Here is a 21299-nt window from a genome sequence, read left to right on the forward strand (position 1 = left end):
GTTGTCCAACTTTTTGGGGTCAGTACAATTATTGACACAATCTTTTTTAATAACTCAACGATTCCAATAAGCTTGAAAATCTTTAAAAATGGATGTTTTCTCGTAAACAAAATAAACAACTATCATTGACAAAATGACAGCTAAAAGATCAAAAGGTAATTTTAAAATTGCATATTGAGGATTAGCATATACAAAAGCTCTACCCAAGCCGTAACCAATAATATCAATAAGGGCTCCTACAGACATAGCAGTCCACACACGAGCTTTACTAGCTTTTTTCATCTTCGTTCCTACTAAAGCTGAGATAGCTAAAACTTGTAAACTATGTGTTACCAGTGTCACAAACATCGGAGCCGGGTAAAAGAAAAAGTCACCTAAAAAAGAACCAATCCCTGCAACAATCATCGCTTCCACCGGAGGAAACAAAAGACCTACTAGAAAAATAATAATACCATTGAAATAGAAATGACCCCCAGGTACTGGAATCGACAAGAAACTAGCACTCAAAATAATCGTTATCGCCATAAAAAGCGCTGAAATCGTTAAGCGTCTTGCTGACATATATTATCCCCTAAATACTTTTATTTTTGTAGATAGTTATACCAACATTTTCTGAAAATGTCAAAATTTTTTAAAAACTCTTCTGGTCTATTAAGTTAATTTTTAGTATAATAAGGAAAAAACAACAGAGGAAAATTATGTCAAATCCTACATTCGGACACAAAAAAGACAATATCAACTATCAAAATCGCTATGGGGTCTACGCAGTTATTCCAAATGAAGAGCAAGATAAAATCATTTTAGTCCAAGCTCCAAATGGTGCTTGGTTCCTACCGGGTGGCGAAATTGAAGGCGACGAGGATCACTATCAAGCTCTGGAACGCGAACTCATTGAAGAACTAGGTTTTAAAGCCAAAGTTGGAGATTACTTTGGTCAAGCCGATGAATATTTCTACTCCAGTCATCGTGATACACATTTTTACAATCCTGCCTATATCTATGAGGTCACTTCTTTCGACATTTTAGGAAATCCTTTAGAAGATTTTAACAATTTAGCTTGGTTCCCTATCCTAGAAGCTAAAGAAAAATTAAAGCGTGGTAGCCATCGCTGGGGAATTGAAATGTGGCAAAAAAAATACCATAAATAATATTTTTACACAAATACGTGTTATAATAGAAGCATAGAAAGTTTTATAGGAGGATGCATATGAGACTTATCAACGTTACAAGTAGTCACCCTACGCTCGTTAAAAATCAACTCCGAAATACTGATGCAAGCCTAGTCGAAGTCTACTCCGCAGGTAATACTGACGTCATCTTTTCACAGGCACCAAAACATTATGAAATTCTTATTTCAAATAAATACCGTGCTATTAAAGATTCTGAATTAGAAGCGATTCGGGAATTCTTCCTAAAACGTAAAATAGATAAAACGATTATCTTAAAAGAACATTTAAAAACCTCACACACTGAAAATCTTATCAACATCTCTATCCCAACAACTATTTAACAAGCCACTATGGCTTGTTTTTGTTTTTCAAAAAAGTTCTTCAGAGTAAGATATCATTAGCTTGCTATACTCAGATAGCTATCACTTTTAGCTAAATAGTACTTTTCTCAAGATAGTTCTTTTCTAATATATGCTACTTTTCACTTAACTAATCAAATTTACAAATAAGAATATCGTACCGTCTTTTCGCTCACTTTTTCTAGAACTTCCTGGGCTTTTTCAAAAATAATTTTCCAAATCCAGATATAATAAGATTATCTTCTTATCAAATAGAAAGTGGATAACACTTAAATTTTGCTCTTATCATTAAAAAGGAGACAATATAAAACGGCTTAGAATCAACGTTTTTTACAACGCCATTCTAAGCCATTTTCTGTCTTTTTCTTAGTCTCTCTTATTTATTTTTTCTAGATCAGTTGCTAGAGTCAGAAAAGAGACATTTTTCCATTAAGCTTTAACTTCAAATCCTTCAGCTACTGCTTCAGGGAAATTTTCTTCGATGACTTTAGCACTAGCATCACAAACCATGACACCGTATGAACGCATACGAGTTGTTGGGTCGATGCGACGAGAGCGTTCACAAACTTCTCCTTCTGCTCGCTCAACACTGAAGGCAACACCTTCAAAAGCAACAGCATCAGCTGGTTTATCAGCTTCATCTGCAATCGTTAATTGAGATACGATCAATAAGAGTCCGATATCACTATCCAATGACGCCAACAAAGCTTTCATCTCTTCACTTGCGTAAACAGTCAAATGTGCTTCTAAAGATTTACCAATAACCTTAGCATTACGTGCCTCTTCAAGAGCTTTTTGAGCATGCGTACGGAATTCCATGAAGCCATCCCATTCTTCTAAGATAGCTTCTTGCCCTTCAAACGTTTGAGCTACTGGCATTTCTGATAGCTGAACAAATTCTTCCTCTTCATGCTCCAAGTATGACCAGATTTCCTCTGCTGTATGAGGCAAGATTGGTGTCAATAACTTAGTGATTTTAACCAAAATATCATAGAAAACAGTCTGCATACGACGACGCTCTGGGCTATTTGCTGCTTCGATATAAACCACATCTTTGGCAAAATCAAGATAGAAGGCTGATAAATCAACCGTTACAAAGTTAACAACCGCTTTGTAGATAGCCATAAAATCATAAGCTTCATAAGCTTTATTGATTACTTCAACAAGTTTGTTAAATTTGATCGTCATGTATTTATCGACAGCACCTAAGTTTTGGTAAGAAACGGCATCAGTTGAAGGGTTATAGTCATGTGTGTTTGCAAGTAAGAAACGTAAAGTATTACGGATTTTACGGTAAGTTTCAGAAACTTGACCGAGGATTTCCATAGACACACGAACGTCATTATCAGTATCAACAGACGCTACCCAAAGACGAAGAATTTCAGCACCATATTGTTTTGCTACATCATTAGGTGAAATGATATTGCCTTTAGATTTAGACATTTTTTCACCCTTACCATCAAGAACAAAACCTTGAGAGAGGACACCTTTGTAAGGTGCATGTCCGTTAACCGCTACAGAGGTAATGAGTGATGAGTTAAACCAACCACGGTATTGGTCAGAACCTTCAAGATAGAGGTCTGCTGGATATGATAGGTTCTCACGAGCATTCATAACGCCATTCCATGATGAACCTGAATCAAACCAAACATCCATGATATCTGTTTCTTTTGTAAATTCACCATTTGGTGACCCTGGATGGCTAAATCCTTCTGGAAGCAAGTCTTTTGCTTCACGTTGCCACCAAATCACAGAACCATGTTCAGCAAACAAGTCTGCAACATGATCAGTGACTTCTTTAGTCATGATAGCTGTGCCATCTTCAGCATAGAAGATTGGAAGTGGAACACCCCATGACCGTTGACGTGAAATAACCCAATCACCACGGTCACGAATCATATTATAAAGACGTGTTTTCCCCCAAGATGGGTGGAAAATTGTTTTGTCAATTTCATCAAGGATTTCTTGACGGAATTTAGCAACAGATGCAAACCATTGTGGAACAGCACGCCAGATGATTGGTTTTTTCGTACGCCAGTCAAATGGGTATGAGTGATTGATCACTTCTTTAGCAAGCAGTAAATCACCTAATTTTTCAAGAACAGTTGGTACAACTTTATCATAAAATTGACCTTCAAAATCAGGGCCAGCCAACTCATTCATGAGACCACGCTCATTTACGGTTACATAAACTTCAAGGTCGTATTTCATACCAACATTATAGTCATCTTCACCAAATGATGGAGCAGTATGAACAATACCAGTACCTGAATCTGTTGTAACGTGATCACCAAGAATCACTAATTCATCAACTGCTTCATCCCAAGGATGAGCTGTAACGATATATTCTAATGCTGAACCTTTGTGACGCTCAAGCACATCAAAAGATTCCCAACCAAATTTTTCAGCAAGTGTATCAACAAGAGCTTCAGCCACAACAAATTTACGATCATCATTGGCTGCTTTAACAACCAAGTAATCTAAGTCTGCACCAACCGTTAAACCACGTGATGCTGTAATGGTAAATGGTGTTGTCGTCCAAACAACAATATAAGTATCCGTATCAAGAACACCTTTACCATCTTTTACTTTATTGGCATAGTAAAGTGATGTTGAATCAATATCATGGTACTCGATTTCCGCTTCAGCAAGGGCAGATTCAGATGACCAAGACCAGTAGACTGGTTTAGCACCTCGATAGATATAACCTTTATCAGCCATGGCTCCAAAGACACGAATTTGATCAGCTTCAAATTTTGGATCAAGTGTAATGTACGGATTTTCCCAATCTGCTGAAACACCTAAACGTTTAAAATCATCACGTTGTTTATCAACTTGTGAAAGAGCATATTGACGACACATTTCAAGGTATTCAGCCAAATCCATCTCTTTACGTTTTACGCCCTGTTTAGCCAACACTTGTTCAATAGGAAGTCCATGAGTATCCCATCCAGGTACGTATGGGGCAGAAAATCCAGACATCGATTTGGAACGCACAATAATATCTTTTGAAATTTTATTCAAAGCATGACCAACGTGAATGTTACCGTTAGCATAGGGAGGGCCATCATGAAGATGAAAAGAAGGTTTACCTTCATTCAATTCTTGACGCTTTTGATAGATAGCCGCTTCTTCCCAGGCCGCTTGCCATTGTGGTTCTTTATTTGGAAGACCTGCGCGCATCGGAAAGGCTGTTTTTCCAAGATTTAAAGTATCTTTTAATTTCATATAAAACTCCTCAAAATAAAAGAGCTCTCATCCAAAAAGGACGAAAGCTCGTGGTACCACCTTAATTTAGAAAATACTTTAATTTGATTTTATCGTACAAGGCGCACTAAAATCAAAATATATTTTCCCTCTTGAACCGATAAGGGAGCTCACCCCTCCTAACTTACTACTTTCAGCTAGAAAGATAGAAAATGATAATCTTTTAAGTAGTGATGTCAGGACTCACACCAACTCCCGCTCGCTTTGCATTTACTTAAAAAATCGTGTTTTTCTTAATCTTCAAAATTCAATTTAAATGTTTGTGTTTCGTTTAAGTTTAACTCAGAGTCATCTTCCTCAAGGATATTAGAATTCTCAGTTTCTATTTCAGAATCTAAAACTAACTCGTTAGTCTCTTCAAAACTCAGCGACTCGTCTGACGAATCTAATTCAAAAGGAAATTCCTCAGAAGAGCTAATACCAAATAAAACATCATCTGTTAGCAATGGCGTCTGATCAGCAATTGTCTCCTCTAACTGACGGTTACTTTCTTCAACACGACGTTGTAATTCTGCCATTTCCTCAGGTGAGAATTGACGTGTCGCATCAATGGATGCCATATCAGCTACCTGTGGAAGGTCGTGATCAGTTTCAAGAACGGACTCAACAACTTCTCTAAAAGCGACATCCGAGTTTTGAATATAGGAGGCTGTCGGTTGTAATAATTCGTCCCACTCAGGAGAATTTACAAGAGCTAGATGACTTTCAACCGATGCCAACAGACGTTGATGGAAAACACGTGTTTGACGTTTTAAATCCTCAGTCTCAATAGCAACTCGCTTAGCTTCATCAGCAGCTTCACGCAACATCTCATTTGCTTTTTGTTTGGATTCTTCAAGCAAAAGTGTTGCTTGATTGTTAGCATGTGTCAAAATGTTGTCAGATTCTGTGCGAGCTGAAGTTTTAACCTTTTCAGCTGTTTCTTGCGCCAAGATTACTGACTGACTCAATGATTCTTTCATTTCATCGAAGTAAGCCAACTTTTCTTCTAGCATTTTGATTTTTGCTTCTTGTGCACGGTTTTCACGTGTTAATTTTTCAAAGTCATCAACAAGGATGTCTAAGAATTCATTAACTTCTTCTTCGCTATAACCACGGAATTTTAGTTTAAATGTTTTATCTTTAATATCAAGTGCTGTAATAGCCATTACAACCTCCCCTATTTCTGTCTAATTTTTTTGACGACCAATTTATATTTTCCTTTTGACGTTATACCATTGTCTGAAATAATACGGCATCTACCGTAACCTCTAACACTGAGTAAATCATTAACAAGTACTGTTTCAGTCGCTTTCGTCGTTAGTTTATGATTAACTTTTACTTTCTGGGACTGAATCAACTTTTGACTAGTCTGCCTCGGTAATTTATGAACTGCAGCAATGACTTTATCTAGTCTCAAACTTGACACTAGATAGAGTTGCTCTTGTCCCTCCTCCAAATGTTCAATTTTTTGATCAAATGCGACCTCTTGGAGTCTAACCGGAACCTTCGCAATTTTGCTAACATTCGTCTCAAAATAGCTAACCATAGATTTTTCAAGAAATATCTGTGCCTCATCACCGTTAACTAAAATATCTCCAAAAACAGAGCGTTTAATACCTAATTGATTAATCAAACTACCCATAATTTGAGAATGACTAAGATGGTTAAACTTTTTAGAATAATGGATGTTGAGTAAACTTATTTCAAAATCATCGACATTTAGTTGATAATAATCTGGAGCAATAATGACCCTATGATACTCCTCGGTAAGGATATCACGACTTGAATAAAATGTCAAAGTTGTTTGAGATACTAGCTCATTAACAATAACTTCCTGTCTAGGATCAAGAAAGCCTGTTAGATAGAAACTGTAAGTATTCTCAACAGAATGAATCATGTCTTGAACTTTGTCGATAAAGGTATATTCACTGACATCATAATGTTGGTAAAGGTGCTGCGATTGTTTTTCCATTAGAATAATAGTAAGTATGAAAAGAGTCTAAGTAATAATTGTAATACAAAGAAAACTGCAACAATCGTCAAATCTATTCCACCAAACTGAAGTCCTAAGCGTCTAAATGGAGCCAGAGTTGGCTCAACTATAGAAACAAGAATTTGCCCTAATTTTGTTTGATATGCTCCTGGAAACCAAGAGAGTAAAGCATAGATTACTAAAAGTGTCGAATAAATTCGTACTACTCTAACTAGAATAAAATATAGTAAAAGCATATTAACGTCGTTTCATGTCATAGTCAAAATTCACATCTTGACCAGCGTTTGGTATTGTCATCTCCTCAACATCAACAACTACAAATTGAGGTGTTAATAGATACATTGAAGAACCTACTTTTTGAAGATTACCGGATAAGACACGGCTTGCCCCATCAACAAAGTCTAAGCATCGTCGTGCTTGTGCTTCCAGCATATATTGAAAATCAATCAAAACACATTCATTACTAGCCAATAAATCAACAATTTCAGTTGCATCCTCGTATTTACGAGGGTATTTCAAAGCAATTGTCGGTTGAGCAGATACATGTTGTTGTGTTTGTTTTTGTGACTGATAATTCATCTGTTCTCTTCCATATTGATTAGTTGAAGACAAGTGTTCATGAGAATTAAGTTGAGGTGTTGAAACCACTCTTTGAGATCTCGACTGTCCTTGTCTTTGATTTGAAGCAGCTGATTGATTAGCAGATCTTGATACTCTCTCTTGTGATCCTAAAGGGTTAGAAGTTACTTCTCCTCTTCGATCAGCTTGCTGAGGTAGTGCTTCTTCAAATTCCTCGACATCACTAACCTCATCCGTATCAAAATAAGAAATCATTTTTTCGAATTTATCTTTTAATGCCATTTTAGTCTCTCCTATTGAAAGAACGCTGTACCAATTCTAACAAATGTTGCACCATGTTTGATGGCTATAGAATAATCGCCACTCATTCCCATGCTCAACTCTGTCATCGGCATATTCGTTATTTTTCTCGCTCTTATTTCTTCCTTCAACTGGTAAGTTGCTTCAAATAAACTTTCTAGCTCCGCTTGACTAGCTTCCTGTGGAGCCATCGTCATTAAACCAACTAAATTGATATTAGGTAGCTCTGCTATTTCCTCCAAAGCTTGATTGATATCATCTTGTAGAAAACCATGCTTAGTAGCTTCCCCTGAAAGATTAACTTGTAGAAAACAATTGATCACATGGTCGGCTCGCTTATCAATTTCCTGTGCTAGCTTGACGGAATCTAAAGCATGAAAATAGTCAACAAAGTTTATGATATCTTTAACCTTACGACGTTGAAGACTGCCAATCAAATGCCATGTCACTGGCTGATCCGCTAAGGCATGGTATTTATCCAAAAATTTATCAACGCGATTCTCTCCAATATGTCTGACACCAGTTTCAATCAATTGATGTGCCACTTCTGCTTCCACATACTTAGTAACTGCAATGACTTTAACATCCTGAGTTCTAGTAGATGACTTACTGAAATTTTCGACATTATTGAAAATCTCTGTTTTATTTTTTGCTAAATACATTGCCAAACTTAACGGTTTTTAAAGAATGGCGGAGTATCAAGTTCATCATCCACTTCAGAGGCTCCTGAGAAAGTTGACATATTCAACTTGCCATCCAATTCCCCTTCTGTCGGACGAGCAATATTATCTCGACGAAGATCCCAATTACCAAAAGCAGAATTTTGATTTGGTTGATTAAAATCAGTTTGAGGGGTACGTGGCGAAGAAGGCATATCTACATTTTGCGCCATATCAAAATTCATTTGACGACGATCAAAGGATGGGGTTGACTCTTCAGAGCGTTGATTATCATATTGACCAGTCGATGGTTGTGATGGCGCTTGAGTATTAAAGGTGCGAGGTGTTGAACGGATACCTGTTACTTGTTCTGTGCGATCTTGACGCACACCAGTTGCTACTACAGTAACACGGATTTCGTCTTTAAGTGTGTCATCAATAGACGTACCAAGCCAAATATTAACACCATTTCCTGCAGCTTGACCAACAATTTCAGATGCCTCTTCAGCTTCAGTAAGTGTCATATCAAGACCACCGGTAACATTGACAATTACGTCCTCTGCACCATCAATGGTTGTTTCTAGTAGTGGAGAGTATATAGCTTTACGAGCAGCCTCAACAATACGCTCCTCACCTGAACCGATACCGATACCCATAAGGGCATTCCCTTTATTGGCCATAACAGTTTTAACATCTGCAAAGTCAAGGTTAATAAGACCTGGGCTTGTAATTAAATCGGTAATCCCTTGCACACCTTGACGGAGGACATTATCAGCCTCACTGAGCGCTTCAAGAAGTGGTGTTTTCTTATCAACAATTTCAAGCAAATTATTATTTGAAATGATAAGAAGCGTATCTACTTGCTCACGCAATTCTTGAATACCTTCAATAGCAAAGTTTCCACGCTTATTTCCTTCGAAACCGAAAGGACGTGTTACGACAGCTACAGTAAGAGCTCCCAAGCTTTTAGCAATACGAGCTATAACAGGGGCCGCACCAGTACCTGATCCTCCCCCATACCTGCAGTGATAAATACCATGTCTGCGCCGGTAAGGGCTTCCGTTAAAACTTCTTCACTTTCTTCAGCGGCTTTGCGTCCAACCTCAGGTTGTCCTCCAGCACCAAGTCCACGTGTTAATTTAGGACCCAACTGAATAACTGTTTCAGCTTTCGAAGAACTTAGGGCCTGGATATCAGTATTTGCTGCAATAAATTCTACGCCAGCAAGACCTTCATCAATCATACGGTTAATAGCATTTCCGCCACCGCCACCAACTCCGATAACTTTGATGATGGCACCTTGCATAGACGCTGTATCAAATGAAAATGACATTTTTATTCCTCACTTTTTAATCAAACATACTACCAAAGAGTCCACGAACTCGATCACCAATATTCTGTTTTGGTTCGCTTGGCTTAGGTGCTTCTTGAATATTTACTTCTTCGTCAAAACGGTTTGCATCATTAAAGGCAAAATCATTTTGAAGGGGTTGCTGTTGTTGATTTGGCATCGTATAGTTTGGACCAAGATCAATAGGTTTGCGACGAAGAATTTCTTCTCCAGTAACCGCTGACTGAGCGATAATATCAACATCAGTCAAAGTTCCAACATACTCAACCAAGCCAATAACATTAGCAAACATTGGATTACGGATACCAACTTGATGTGGGACAAAAAGTTTTACTTTTGTACCAAATACCTCTTGTGCTATCTCTACGACTCCTGGTAAAATAGCGCCACCACCAACGATGACTATTCCTCCAGGAAGTTCTAGCAAGCGACCGCGTTCCAAATCTTGCTTAACACGTTCTAAAACATGTTTGATGCGAGCTGAAATAATTTCCGCAAGGTATTTTTCCGTCACATCAACTGGAGTGTCACTTCCGACAACCTCGACTTGAACACTATCTGTTGCACTAGCTTCTCTAACATTGGCATTTCCAAAGTTAAATTTCAAAGCTTCTGCTATCTGTAGTGATGTCTTTAAGACTTTAGAAATATCTTTGGTGACATATTCGCCACCTTCTGGATAGATGTTGGTGTACTGCAATTCTTGAGCTCTCATAGAGGCTACTGTCGTCTGACCACCTCCCATGTCAATAACTGTTGCACCAAATTCACGCTCTCCTTCATTTAGAACTGACTTAGTCATCGCTAACGGAGAAATGATAATATTTTCAACAGAAATACCAGCACGTTCAACTGTTTTACGAAGATTATGTAAAATTGTTGTTGGTCCTGTGTAAAGAAGACCACGCATTTCTAGGCGAATCCCCATCATACCACGTGGGTCACGAATTCCTTGAAAGCTATCTACGATGAATTCCTCAGGAACTAAAGAAATCACCTCACGTTCTGGGGTGATGCTTTTAGTTAATGCAGATTTCACAACACTTTCAACATCTTCATCTTTGATTTCTTTTGATTCGCTTGTAACAGGAATCATTCCCTGCGTAGGCTCAATTTGCAACAGATTTGCCGGCAATCCAACGTTTATTTTTTCAATTGAAATACCTGATTTTTCTTCTGCTTGTTCAATTGCTAATTTAATTTCTTTTGCTGCTGCATCGATGTCAACGATAATGCCATCCTTTACACCAGAACTTTTTACATTGCTCACACCGATAACATTCATTTCGCCATCAATGTATTCTGCAACAAGTACTTTAATCGAGCTAGTACCGATATCTAAGCCCGTAAAAAAGCCGTTTCTTGCCATTACCCAACCTCTCATTCTTTCCATTACTTACTATTCTAAAAACCACGCACGGGCGGAATTATTCAAAGCATATTATACCATAAAAAAGCACAAAATGAATAGCTTTTGTGCTTTTTGTTATACAAATGTAACTAAGTAAAATCTCTTTTCAATCTTTATTGAGCTGGTGATTCCGTTACTGTATCTTGAGAATTCGTTACTTCTTGAGGAAAATCTTCTCCTTGAGGCGCCTCCTCTGATGATCCATCATTAAGCTCTAGGCTAGGAGTTGAGTTTTCTTCAGCAACTTCTGGTGAACTAACATCTTCAACAGCGACGTATATTCCAACCTCCATATCAATAGTCCCTGGTGTTGCGACCATCTTAGAAGCTACTTGGTTATAATAAGGCAGTCTCTCCTTAAGTTTTGAAAGTGGAATAAGAACAGTATTGCCGTCATACATACTTATTCTGATCAGATCTTTTGTTGACTTAGAACTTTCTTTTGAAACAGATTTAATATTGCGACGAATCGTTTTTTTCAAGGATTGTCTAGCTTTGATAAATTCCTTGACATCTTTTTCTGTGTCTAAATTCACACTCAAAAAATGATTTGGTAAATCTTGAGCAACTTCATCAACCACAAGGCCGTTTGATAAGATTGGAAAATAACTCTCTTCTTGCTGACGATAAGCTATAATCCTATTCTCTTTGACCTTAATCTTAAAATGATTCGGTAGTTCAAAATCAAGCTTAGCTGACTTGACCCATGGATCATTTTTGACAATTGATTTTTCAATCTGGTCTCGATTTATAAAGACACTAAACAAATAATCATCAACCTTTATCCCAGAAGCTTGTTGAATCGTAGCTTCATCAGTGAAATGCTGCCCTGAAACAGTAATCTTTTTTGAGGTACTCAAAGGGCTAATCATAAATGCCGAAAACAAGAGAATAACAACATTTAGTGTCATCACAACAACAAAACGGTTACGGTGAGGATTTTTTTTCTTAACCTTTTTAGGCTTTGGTTCTTTTTTGATTTTTTCCTTACTTTTTTTCACTTTTTTAGGGTTTGACGCCTTTTCATCATCCTCTGATTTATCCCCTAAAAATTGTGACCGTCGAAGCTCCTGAAGACGCTTTTCAGCTTCTTCTTGTTCTGCCTTATCTTGCTCTTTTTTCTTTAAAAATTCCTGATTGCGTTTTTGCCACTCGGTTAGAACTGGCTTATCCTTCTCAGAATCTTTAGTCGTTTCCTTATCTTTTACCATTTTTTATCCCTTTGCCTTCTGAATAGACTCTGTCAATTTCTGGTAGAAGGCTTGTTGAGAGGTTAACTCTTGACTATTTTGCATAGCCGCTTCAAATTGCGGTGCATGAGTAAGTAATTCCTGAAGTCTTTGATTTAAAGTCACCAAAGATAAGTCTTCTTCTGACAATTGTAGAGCATAGCCTCTTTTTTCAAAGTAAGCAGCATTTTCAAGTTGGTCTCCACGACTAGCCTCTTTCCCAAGTGGAATAATAAGATGCAACTTTTGAAGAGCAACTAACTCAAAGATAGTGTTTGAACCACCTCGAGTAATAACTAAATCCGCTAAATTCATTAGGGGTTGGTATAAATCGGTGACGTAGTCAATACGAAAAAGATTTTCCTCCAAAGTATTAAGCTGAGAATCCCCAGAGATATTGATAATGTTGTACAGTGATGTCAATTCTTTCAAATGATTCGTGATAAAATCATTGAAAACCTTGGCACCAGCTGAACCACCAACAAATAAAATCGTCTTTTTCATAGGATCAAACTGGGCTTTTATCTCCTCAACCATTTGATCGTCTTGAATTGAGTAGGGTTCTACCTTAGTAATCGCACCAATATGCTCCGCTTTAGATAATGAAGCTTCTTGTTCGAATGTGGTGTACATTTTTGTCGCGAATTTATAAGCAATTTTATTAGCCAGGCCCATCGACAAGTCAGATTCATGAACAAAGACGGGAATCCCTAGTACTTTTGCTGCTATCACTGGAGGCACTGAAACGAAGCCACCTTTTGAAAAGAGAGCTTTGGGTCTTATTCTAGCAATAGTTACCAAGGATTGGAGGATACCAAACCCAACTTTGAAAATATCACCTACATTTTGCCATGAAAAATAGCGTCTTAATTTTCCTGTCGCAATAGCATGAAAAACAACATTTTCATCTAGTCGCTGGATTTCATCATATTCAATCCCGTGTTTATCACCTATGTAGTGAACTTCCCAGCCATCTTGAATGAATTTTGGAATCAACAATAAATTAAGGGTAACGTGGCCTACGGTACCGCCGCCTGTCAAAACAATTTTACCTTTACTCATGATGATCCCCTTTCAAGGACGCGACGGTCGCTAAGAATTCATCTCCGCGGACTTCAAAATTCTGGTACATATCCCAACTAGCATTTGCAGGACTTAGAAGAACAGTATCGCCGACTTCAGCCAATTCAAATGCTTTTCTTGTCGCATCAGCAACATCTTTGGCGTACTCTACAGGAATAGCAATGGATTTTGCTGTATCAGCTAACTTGTCAGCTGTTTCCCCTAAAACTATCATGGTTTTTAAGTCTTTTAAATCAGGCACTAATTCATCAAAGCTATTTCCTCGATCTAAGCCACCAGCTATCAAAATCAACTGTTGATTATCAAAACCTGACAAAGCTTTTTGAGTCGCTAAAATATTAGTTGATTTAGAATCATTGAAAAAGGTAATACCATCAACTGATCCAACATCTTGCAAGCGATGCTTAACCCCACCGAAAGTGGACAATGTTTCTTTTATAGCTTGATTGGAAATGCCTGACAACTTAGCTACAGCAATAGTTGCAAGAGCGTTTTCGACATTGTGTTCACCTGGCACACCAACTTCATCAGCTGACATAATAAACTCGCCTTTGAAATAAAGTTTCCCCTCTTCAAGGTAGGCACCATCAACCGCTTCAATCGTTGAAAAAGGAACAACTGTCGCTGCTGTTTTTTCAGCCAAGCGCCGTGCAATACCTTGATTAAAATTAAGCACAACAAAGTCATCACTTGTCATCTGATTTTGAATATTCCATTTGGCCGCAACATAATCGTCAAACGTCCCATGATAATCTAGATGACTTGGTTCAAGATTTGTAATGACAGCAATATGTGGTTTAAAAGTATCTATTCCCATTAGTTGGAAGGAGGATAGTTCCATAATTAAGGTATCATCAACTCTGGCATCTACAACTACTTCTGAGGCTGGAAATCCAATATTACCAGCTAATAGACCTGATTTGCCAGAATGATTGAAGACTTCAGCAATCATCGTCGTTGTTGTTGTCTTCCCATTTGAACCTGTAATTCCAACAATTGGAGCCTCTGAAACAAGACCGGCAAGTTCTACCTCTGTCCAAATAGGAATATTTTTCTCTTGAGCCTTTTGTACCATGGCATTAGAATAAGGAATTCCTGGGTTCTTAACCATCAAGGCAAACTCTTCATCCAACAATTCTAGTGGATGACTGCCACAAACAACCTTAATCCCCTCTTCTAATAAGGCTTGCGCAGAAGGATTTTCATCAAAAGGTTTACCATCGTTTACGGTAACAATAGCACCTAATTTTGCTAACAGACGCGCAGCTGCTTGTCCGGACCTAGCCAATCCTAGAACTAGAACTTTTTTATTTTCAAAATTTGAGATCATTTTCATATTAATATAAAACCTGTCAGTTTTTTGATAATAACTACACTTATCTCTTCTGACTATTCCTTTTTTCGTTCAATACTATTGTCTTATTTTACCTTTTATCAAGGCAATTTTCAAGGAGACTACTTTTCTTGGCTGGCAAAGAAAATCACCTAACAAGTGTCAGGTGATTTCTCTTATTTATCTTTTTTGAAAGGTAGATCTTTTGATGATAACTTTAAAATGTCTCTCAAGGCTAAAAAACCTAGAACTAGCATAATAGCGATGATGTATACTTCTCCTGGAGACTGAATCAGTTTCATAAAACTCATCCCTGCAAGGATTAGCAAAATTGCTATAGCCACCATTATTCCAATTGAATTTATGGTACTACGAATAGATTTTGGAGCCATAAAGAAATAGTAAAGAACGATGCCAAATAATACTAATAAATAAAACATACCTCTCCTTACTATTTACCTTTCAATCACTGATGTTTATTCAGCTGATTTTTTCTTTTTGTTAGCTTTATCACGCGCAGCCTTGTTCAAGATTTGCTTACGCAAACGAATAGATTCTGGCGTTACTTCCATATATTCATCATAATCCAAGAATTCAATAGATTCTTCAAGTGTCAAAATACGTGGTGTTTTGATAACTGATGTTTGATCTTTAGTCGCTGAACGAACGTTTGTCATTTGTTTAGCGGTTGTGATGTTAACACCAAGGTCATTTTCACGAGCATTTTCACCAATAATCATACCTTCATAAACTTCAGTCCCTGGGTTTACAAAGATTGTTCCACGTTCTTCAATACGCATGATTGAGTATGTTGTTGCTTTACCATTGTCAATAGAAACAAGGGCACCACGGTGACGTCCACCAATTTCACCTGGAACAAGTGGTAGGTATTGGTCAAAGGTATGGTTCATGATACCGTAACCACGTGTCATTGAAAGGAATTCTGTTGAGAATCCAATCAAACCACGAGCTGGAATCAAGAAGATCAAACGTGTTTGACCATTACCAACCATGGTCATATCAAGCATATCTCCTTTACGTTCTGAAAGGGCTTGGATGATAGCACCTTGGTATTCTTCTGGTGTGTCGATTTGCACACGTTCAAATGGTTCACATTGCACGCCATCAATTTCTTTGATGATAACTTCAGGCTTAGACACTTGAAGCTCATAACCTTCGCGACGCATGGTTTCGATAAGGATTGACAAGTGAAGCTCACCACGTCCTGAAACAATCCATTTATCTGGTGAATCCGTTGCTTCAACGCGAAGCGAAACGTCCGTTTGAAGTTCCGCAAGAAGGCGCTCTTCAACTTTACGTGATGTCACGTGTTTACCTTCACGACCTGCAAATGGTGAGTTATTAGCCAAGAAAGTCATTTGAAGAGTTGGTTCATCAATACGTAGGATTGGGAGTGGTTCGATAGCATCTTGAGGCGTTACTGTTTCTCCTACGAAGATATCTTCCATACCTGAAACGGCAATCAAATCACCAGCTTTAGCTTCTTGGATTTCACGGCGCTCAAGACCGAAAAAACCAAAGAGTTTTGTCACGCGGAAGTTTTTCGTTGAACCATCAAGTTTTGAAAGGGTAACTTGGTCACCAACTTTAACAGTTCCACGGAAGACACGTCCAATACCGATACGACCGACAAAGTCGTTGTAGTCAAGTAGTGATACTTGGAATTGTAACGGCTCATCTGAGTTATCAATTGGAGCTGGAATATGTTCAATAATGGTGTCAAAGATTGGTGCCATTGAGGCTTCTTGATCAGCTGGATTATCTGAAAGTGATGATGTCCCATTGATAGCTGAAGCATAAACAACCGGGAAATCTAGTTGATCGTCATCTGCACCAAGTTCAATAAACAGTTCAAGAACTTCGTCAACAACTTCTGCTGGACGAGCTGATGGCTTGTCAATCTTGTTCACAACAACGATTGGTGTCAAGTTTTGCTCAAGGGCTTTTTTCAATACGAAACGTGTCTGAGGCATGGTACCTTCGTAAGCATCCACGACAAGAACAACACCGTCAACCATTTTCATGATACGTTCTACTTCTCCACCAAAGTCCGCGTGTCCTGGTGTGTCCATGATATTGATACGTGTGTCATTGTATGCAACAGCTGTATTTTTCGCTAAGATAGTAATACCACGCTCTTTTTCAAGATCGTTTGAGTCCATTGCACGCTCTTCAAGCTCTTTACGAGCATCAAGTGTGTGGGATTGCTTCAAAAGCTCATCAACAAGGGTTGTTTTACCGTGGTCAACGTGGGCGATAATGGCAACGTTACGGATATCTGTTCTTAAATTTGTCATGTTTTCCTCTATAATATGTTTTATTAACTGTACAAGTATATCACAAAAAAGTTTAAAAAGCTGAACCAAGTCAAGTGTAAATGTTTTCACTTCTATTTACAATAGATCTACAGAAAAAATACTGCAAGTTAAAAAACTTGCAGTATTTTAGTTTTCTTCTTACAAAATATGTTCAAAAGCATTTCTAACATCGGTGGGCCAGACACTTGATTGCACTTCACCAATATGCTGTTTCCGCAGCAAGAACATAACTAAGCGAGATTGACCGATACCACCACCAATCGTCAATGGGAAATCGCCATTGAGTAGAGCCTTATGCCAGTCATACTGAAGACGGTCTTCATCACCTGTGATAGCAACTTGTTTTTGAAGGGCATCCTGGTCAACACGAATTCCCATGGAAGATAACTCAAAAGCCCCACCAAGTTGCTCATTCCACACAAGAATATCCCCGTTTAGACCTTTATAATCTCCCTCAGACGCTGACGTCCAATCATCATAATCTGGTGCACGACCATCGTGGGGTTGACCATCACTAAGTTCGCCACCGATGCCAATCAAGAAGACCGCACCATGCTTTTTAGTAATAGCATTTTCCCGCTCTTTAGGTGTCATGAACGGATAATCTTTGACCAAGTCTTCTGAATGGATAAAGGTAATCTTCTTGGGCAGAATAGACTCAATGTCATAACGAGCCTCAACAGCTAACTCCGTTAAACGGATAGCCTTATAAATCTGCTCAACCGTTTCTTTCAAATAAGCGAGATTACGTTGCCCACTTGGAATCACCTTTTCCCAATCCCATTGGTCAACAAATACGGAGTGTGTTGGGTCCAGAGAATCTTCATCTGGACGAAGAGCCTTCATATGAACAAAGAGGCCTTCCCCTTCACCAAAATTGAATCGCGCTAGGGTATGACGTTTCCATTTAGCAAGGGAATGGACAACTTCATATTCATCATCAGGAATCAATTTCACATTAACACGGACCGCATTTTCAATACCGGATAAATTATCCTGCATACCGTCTCCCACACGGCTTAAAATCGGACCTTGAACTTCAACAACATCAAGCTTATCCTTGAGATATTGCGTAAATGTATTTTTAACAAAAGAAATCTCTTCTTGTTGATGAATGAAACTTTTCTGCATACCATTCTCCTTACCTTTTATAATAATGAGAGTATTGTACTACTTTTTACGAGAAAAATCATCAGATTTCTTGACATTTAACGAAAAAGAGAGTGGGAAAGAACCCCTTTAACAAAAAAGAGTTCGATTTCAGCACTGCATCCATAGAATGAAACATAAGAAAAACACTCCTGTTGAAATCTAGTAAACTAGAAACAGGAGTGTTTTGTTATGGTCAAAAAGCGTATTCGGTAGAAACAAAGTTAGCCTGCATTGAGATGAAAGAGGCTGGGAAATCCAATAAGGTCACCTTGGGTATTAAAAATGATAGTCAAATCTATACTTGGCTGAAATGGTCTATCCCCAGACCGTTTCGCTCCGACCCCCGCATAGCTCAAAAAATCTGGAAGATCTTTTGAAGTTGCAGATAGATAAAGCACAGCTTTTATCTGCTGTTCTAGGTCCTTTTCCGAGCGTAAAATGCGAACGAAACAGCCATGTAACAACTGTCTTAGGATGTTAAAGCGAACTTGATATTGAGAAATTGGACTATTTGTAGCTGCTTTCAAAAACTCTTTTAGCGTTGCTCTTGTATCTTATCAGCCAGTTGCTTTGCCGAAAGAAAATCTACATCAAAATTTTCACGCAACTTTTTAACCAATGCAACAGCCGCAAATGAATGATAACGATTAGATAAATCATTCATGTTCTCATTGGCTAAAACATCTTGTAATATTTATTGTCCGAGTTGAACTCTGCGTTGATCATCTTTGCGCAAAAATAGCAAAAATAGCAAAATTAAAACAATAATCGCGATCAAGAAGATAGTTGACCAAGTCATTTCGTTTTACCATCCCAGCCTTCAAAACCATTTTCTAGAACATAAACACGTTCATAGCCTGCTTTTTTAAGGATATTAGCAACTCGAGGAATTAAGGCTCCACGATTATCATCATAGATGAGAACTGGTTTTTCCTTATTCAAAGCTCCAAGTGACGCTTCAAATTGCTGGAAAGGAAAATTACGAGCTCCTAAAATGTGGCTCTGGTGGAAACGTCCAGGTTCACGAACATCAATCAACTGACCAATCCTCATAAGCTGTTTGAATTCAGCGTTATCAACAAAGGTAACTGCTTTTTTCAAACGGAAATAATTCCAAGCTGAATAAGCAATAATCACCAAACTAATAACAATTAAAATGATCCAAATCATTTGCTAACAACCTTTCTTAGTGTTCCGTTCTTGCCAAACTGGCAGCACCAATAATACCAGCATCGTTTCCTAGCTCTGCCAATTTAATTTGTGTTGATTGACGAACTTGTGGAAAAGTGTATTTTTTAAAATTAGCTTCAACACGACGACGCAAGAATTCACCGGCTGCTGAAACACCTCCACCAATAACTACTGAATCAGGATTCAATAGATTAGAAATGTTAGCTGTGGCAAGTCCAAGATAGAAACAGACCTTATCCACAACACTATTAGCAAAATTATCGCCGCCTTGAGCAGCTTCAAAGATATCTTTACTTGATACGCCTTCGCCATTATCAATAGCTGCTTTAATGGATGAATCTCCTTCGTAACTTTCTGCTAAACGGCGAGCTACACGAACAACACCTGTCGCAGAGGCTACCGTTTCAAGACAACCAACTGTCCCGCAGGTACATTCAAATCCAGTGTCAGGTTCAACGACCATGTGTCCAATTTCACCGCCTGCACCAGCTATTCCATGGATAAGATTTCCATCAGCAATAACACCGCCGCCGACACCAGTTCCAAGGGTTACAAAAACAACATCTGGATTATTAGCACCTGCACCTACCCAGCGCTCCCCTAAAGCTGCAACGTTAGCATCGTTGTCAATAGCAAATGGAATACCTGTTTCCTTTTCAATAACAGACCCCACTTCTTGTGTTTCTTTCCAGTTGAGGTTGAAGGCACCTGTTACCGTTTTATCGTCACGATTGACAGCGCCAGGTGAACCCATCCCAATTCCAACAAAATCATCACTTGTTAGACTGTACATATCTAAACGGTGCTTAATTGATGCCACTATATCAGGAACAATATGTTTACCACCCTCAAGGATATTGGTTTCAATCGCCCATTTCTCTTGAACCTCTCCGGCTTCTGTTAAAATCCCAAATTTTATGGTTGTTCCGCCAAGATCAATACCTAATAATTTTTTACTCATTGTTCTCTTCCTTTTCTAGTTCTATACGATGCTCCCGTCTTAAAATTAATTCAGCCTGTAAGTATTGCTCACGTTCAATGAGCCCATTATCGTGAAGTCTGGCTAATTCTAATTTCATCAGTTCGATATCAAAAAGACGTTTACCGACATAGACATAAATACCAAATTGTTTAAGCAACTGCTGGACATCATAGAGAGTTTTCATAGAAGAATTTTAGCAAAATTAAGGACCTTTTTCAAGCGTTTTCGCAATCGTTTGCATTTCACCACTTAAAAAAGGCTAGGACAGAAGTCCTTGCCTCTTTAGATTATAGTCAAATAAATTAACTTTCAGACAAGGAGCCGAAACGATTTAGAAAGAAATCGTTTCAGTTCGAGCCTAGTAAGGAACAAGTGAGAAGAAATCGAAGTCTTCAAATGACCGATTTTGTCCCACTTCCTATTAGCTTACAATCCTGACGGGCGACCAAGTTCAGCTTGGAGCATCCACAATGTTTTTTGAACAGCATCTTGAGCATCTGAGAAAATACCATTTGAAGGATCATCCCCTTCCTCATCACTAACACCCAAACCTTCTTGGAAGAGTTCTGAAAGATATGAGTACACCTCAACTAATTTTTCTAGGCGTTCTGTCATTGAGTAGTCATATGAGCCAACTTCTTCTGTAAGCTTAGAATGCTCATCAAATTCTTTCAAGGTCGAATATGGGGCACCACCAATCGTGATAAGACGCTCGCTCACCACATCAAGTGTTTCATCCAATTCTTCCATTAATTCATCCATTTTAGGATGAAGATAAAAGAATCCTGGGCCACGCATGTACCAATGAGTTTGGTGAACAATTGATGCTGCTTTTGAAAGATCTGCGACAGCTTGATTTAAAACTGCTTGTGTTTTGTCATATACCATTTGAGAGGCCTCCTTTATTTTTATAACCCTAT

22 protein-coding genes and 1 pseudogene are annotated in these 21299 nt (G+C 38.3%); 2 read left to right on the forward strand and 21 right to left on the reverse strand.

What is annotated here, in order from left to right; genetic code table 11:
• Positions 1-54 precede the first annotated feature (54 nt).
• Positions 55-561: an ECF transporter S component gene (locus C0J00_RS07545; protein ID WP_104968302.1), complete on the reverse strand. Its 507-nt coding sequence runs from the start codon at positions 559-561 to the stop codon at positions 55-57.
• 137 nt (positions 562-698) lie between these two features.
• On the opposite strand from C0J00_RS07545, the gene C0J00_RS07550 reads away from it, so the two are divergent.
• Together C0J00_RS07550 and C0J00_RS07555 are read left to right on the forward strand one after the other, a co-directional pair.
• Positions 699-1148, forward strand: coding sequence for an NUDIX hydrolase (locus C0J00_RS07550; protein ID WP_104968303.1), 450 nt, complete (start codon positions 699-701; stop codon positions 1146-1148).
• Positions 1149-1207: 59 nt separating this feature from the next.
• The gene (locus tag C0J00_RS07555; RefSeq protein WP_104968304.1) at positions 1208-1510 is read left to right on the forward strand and encodes a DUF1827 family protein; all 303 of its coding nucleotides are present in this window, start codon (positions 1208-1210) and stop codon (positions 1508-1510) included.
• Between the two features lie 447 nt (positions 1511-1957).
• On the opposite strand, the gene ileS is transcribed toward C0J00_RS07555, so the two are convergent.
• From ileS to C0J00_RS07650, 20 genes and pseudogenes are all read right to left on the reverse strand, one after another.
• Positions 1958-4756: an isoleucine--tRNA ligase gene (ileS, locus tag C0J00_RS07560; protein ID WP_104968305.1), complete on the reverse strand. Its 2799-nt coding sequence runs from the start codon at positions 4754-4756 to the stop codon at positions 1958-1960.
• A 272-nt stretch (positions 4757-5028) separates the two neighbouring features.
• Complete coding sequence (locus C0J00_RS07565) at positions 5029-5943, reverse strand: DivIVA domain-containing protein (RefSeq protein WP_104968306.1); 915 nt, start codon at positions 5941-5943, stop codon at positions 5029-5031.
• Positions 5944-5954: 11 nt separating this feature from the next.
• A complete protein-coding gene (locus C0J00_RS07570; protein ID WP_104968307.1) occupies positions 5955-6749 on the reverse strand; it encodes a YlmH family RNA-binding protein in 795 nt (264 codons plus the stop codon).
• Entirely contained in the window at positions 6749-7006 is a 258-nt protein-coding gene (locus tag C0J00_RS07575; RefSeq protein ID WP_104968308.1) for a YggT family protein, read from the reverse strand. The genes C0J00_RS07570 and C0J00_RS07575 overlap by 1 nt, the downstream gene beginning before the upstream one ends.
• 1 nt (position 7007) lies before the next feature.
• Positions 7008-7631 carry a cell division protein SepF gene (locus C0J00_RS07580; RefSeq protein WP_104968309.1) on the reverse strand — a complete coding sequence of 208 codons (624 nt, stop codon included), beginning with the start codon at positions 7629-7631 and terminating at the stop codon, positions 7008-7010.
• 11 nt (positions 7632-7642) lie between these two features.
• Complete coding sequence (locus tag C0J00_RS07585) at positions 7643-8311, reverse strand: YggS family pyridoxal phosphate-dependent enzyme (protein WP_104968310.1); 669 nt, start codon at positions 8309-8311, stop codon at positions 7643-7645.
• An 8-nt stretch (positions 8312-8319) separates the two neighbouring features.
• Positions 8320-9641 (reverse strand): annotated as a pseudogene (gene ftsZ / locus C0J00_RS07590) (cell division protein FtsZ).
• A gap of 16 nt (positions 9642-9657) precedes the next feature.
• Positions 9658-11028, reverse strand: a complete 1371-nt coding sequence (gene ftsA / locus C0J00_RS07595) for a cell division protein FtsA (RefSeq protein ID WP_104968311.1) — start codon at positions 11026-11028, stop codon at positions 9658-9660.
• 155 nt (positions 11029-11183) lie between these two features.
• Positions 11184-12281, reverse strand: coding sequence for a cell division protein FtsQ/DivIB (locus tag C0J00_RS07600; RefSeq protein ID WP_104968312.1), 1098 nt, complete (start codon positions 12279-12281; stop codon positions 11184-11186).
• A gap of 3 nt (positions 12282-12284) precedes the next feature.
• Positions 12285-13361, reverse strand: a complete 1077-nt coding sequence (locus tag C0J00_RS07605) for a UDP-N-acetylglucosamine--N-acetylmuramyl-(pentapeptide) pyrophosphoryl-undecaprenol N-acetylglucosamine transferase (protein WP_104968313.1) — start codon at positions 13359-13361, stop codon at positions 12285-12287.
• Positions 13354-14718, reverse strand: coding sequence for a UDP-N-acetylmuramoyl-L-alanine--D-glutamate ligase (murD, locus tag C0J00_RS07610; protein ID WP_104968314.1), 1365 nt, complete (start codon positions 14716-14718; stop codon positions 13354-13356). The genes C0J00_RS07605 and murD overlap by 8 nt, the downstream gene beginning before the upstream one ends.
• Positions 14719-14891: 173 nt before the next feature.
• A complete protein-coding gene (locus C0J00_RS07615) occupies positions 14892-15155 on the reverse strand; it encodes a DUF3165 family protein (protein ID WP_104968315.1) in 264 nt (87 codons plus the stop codon).
• Between the two features lie 36 nt (positions 15156-15191).
• A complete protein-coding gene (gene typA, locus C0J00_RS07620) occupies positions 15192-17033 on the reverse strand; it encodes a translational GTPase TypA (protein WP_104968316.1) in 1842 nt (613 codons plus the stop codon).
• A gap of 159 nt (positions 17034-17192) precedes the next feature.
• Complete coding sequence (gene asnA / locus C0J00_RS07625; protein ID WP_104968317.1) at positions 17193-18185, reverse strand: aspartate--ammonia ligase; 993 nt, start codon at positions 18183-18185, stop codon at positions 17193-17195.
• 242 nt (positions 18186-18427) lie between these two features.
• Complete coding sequence (locus tag C0J00_RS10460; RefSeq protein WP_158667326.1) at positions 18428-18733, reverse strand: hypothetical protein; 306 nt, start codon at positions 18731-18733, stop codon at positions 18428-18430.
• A gap of 8 nt (positions 18734-18741) precedes the next feature.
• On the reverse strand, positions 18742-18870 hold the full coding sequence (locus C0J00_RS10650) for a hypothetical protein (protein ID WP_267894043.1): 129 nt from the start codon (positions 18868-18870) through the stop codon (positions 18742-18744).
• A gap of 131 nt (positions 18871-19001) precedes the next feature.
• On the reverse strand, positions 19002-19376 hold the full coding sequence (locus C0J00_RS07635; RefSeq protein WP_104968319.1) for a rhodanese-like domain-containing protein: 375 nt from the start codon (positions 19374-19376) through the stop codon (positions 19002-19004).
• Between the two features lie 16 nt (positions 19377-19392).
• On the reverse strand, positions 19393-20358 hold the full coding sequence (locus tag C0J00_RS07640) for an ROK family glucokinase (protein WP_104968320.1): 966 nt from the start codon (positions 20356-20358) through the stop codon (positions 19393-19395).
• Complete coding sequence (locus C0J00_RS07645; protein WP_104968321.1) at positions 20351-20563, reverse strand: YqgQ family protein; 213 nt, start codon at positions 20561-20563, stop codon at positions 20351-20353. Before C0J00_RS07645 ends, C0J00_RS07640 begins: the two co-directional genes overlap by 8 nt.
• A gap of 242 nt (positions 20564-20805) precedes the next feature.
• Positions 20806-21267 (reverse strand): Dps family protein, encoded by a 462-nt coding sequence (locus C0J00_RS07650; RefSeq protein WP_199773961.1) that lies wholly within the window; start codon positions 21265-21267, stop codon positions 20806-20808.
• Between the last annotated feature and the right edge of the window lie 32 nt (positions 21268-21299).

Origin of the sequence: Streptococcus pluranimalium, assembly GCF_002953735.1 — a bacterium.
GTDB lineage: Bacteria > Bacillota > Bacilli > Lactobacillales > Streptococcaceae > Streptococcus > Streptococcus pluranimalium.